The 1408-nt window shown below is 41.3% G+C and carries 1 protein-coding gene; it reads right to left on the reverse strand.

Features of this window, described 5'->3' with window-relative positions:
- Positions 1 to 1408, reverse strand: a 1408-nt coding sequence (locus tag E1171_RS23400) for a hypothetical protein (protein WP_222931328.1), incomplete at both ends; no start/stop codon positions are given.

Below are 1408 nucleotides of genomic sequence, written 5' to 3' on the forward strand. Positions count from 1 at the left end.
GTCATCCACAAAAAGTTGTATATCCCCACTGGCTACCTTTCCTGCCATGATCATGGTTCCATGAATAGATCCTGGAGGATGGTTTTCGGTGAAAGGTCTTCCAGAAGCGTAACCATTTTCATTTATGTATTCATTAGCATCTCCACCACTACCTCGAAATGTGAATAAGTCTTCGGCATGTAAACCATCAATGGTATCCGCATCCAGACCACTTCCCGAACCGTCGTTGCCAGGGTGCCATACAATATGGCTGCCTACCTTGATATCTTCGCCGAATTCTGCTGAACCACTTGTTTTTATATTCCCTGAAACCTCCAATGCTTCTAAGGGGGAATCGATACCTATTCCTACGTTTCCTGTGTTAGTAAATCGTACTATTTCTTCAAAAGATGTACCATCCGTTTCACTCGAAAACACTAAATCCCCAGACCCCCAAACACTTCTGCCTACTCCCTGAACTTTCCATCTTTGGTATCTCAATTTATTATCACTGGCATAGCCAGAGGACTTAAAATACATTCCAAAAGAATCAACTAATGAATTGGAAGAACTGCCTTCTGATAAAACTCCAACACGAATATGTCCATCTACAGTGAGCGAATTTCCAAATTCGCCTGCTCCAACCGTCCTGAAATCTCCATTCCAATCGATGGTTGCTTTATCTGTCGTTCCTTGAGGCTGGAACCTTATCTTCCCTTGAGAAGACCTAAGCACCAAACCATTTGTTAATTGAGAATCAGTGCCTATCACTCCGGAGTTTTCCCAACCTTCAACTGCGGTATAATTAGCTTTAATAGCGTGCATGGATATAGATTGGCTAGGGCTTCCGGCCACTATTGATGACCTTGAACTGGCATCGTCCGCATCGTTGATTACACTAATAGCTACTATGCCATCTAATTCTTTTATCACCCTTATATTATTCCCAAAATCTCCTGAACCACTGGCTTTAAGGTTGCCCATTACATCAAGCGCTGCTGAGGGTGAGGTAGTCCCTATACCTAATTTCTTATCCCAAGTTAAGGTGAGTAATTTTGTTGCTCCTACCGAACCTCCTTGGGAAAAATGTAATTTATTTTCTAATCCATGATGGATATGATAATGAGAATTTCCATTGCTTGGTATAAAGGAAAGGGAAGGATATGCTGAATCTGTGCGATTTAAAACTACTCGATTATCTGTTTCACTGCTTACTGTTAACTGCCCCCAATTACTATCTTCACCTATTAAAACATTCCCCCCAAACACTCCTTTTCCTGATGCAACTATGTTTTTGGCTGACCAATCTGTTGAGGTGTTGTTTGAATTGTTAATATGCCAATATTTATGCCATGCACTCCATTGGTTATCCCAACTATTAGACCTGGTAAATAGCTCTCCTCTGTCATCCACAAAAAGTTGTATATCC

This window comes from Xanthovirga aplysinae (assembly GCF_009711365.1).
Lineage (GTDB): Bacteria > Bacteroidota > Bacteroidia > Cytophagales > Cyclobacteriaceae > Xanthovirga > Xanthovirga aplysinae.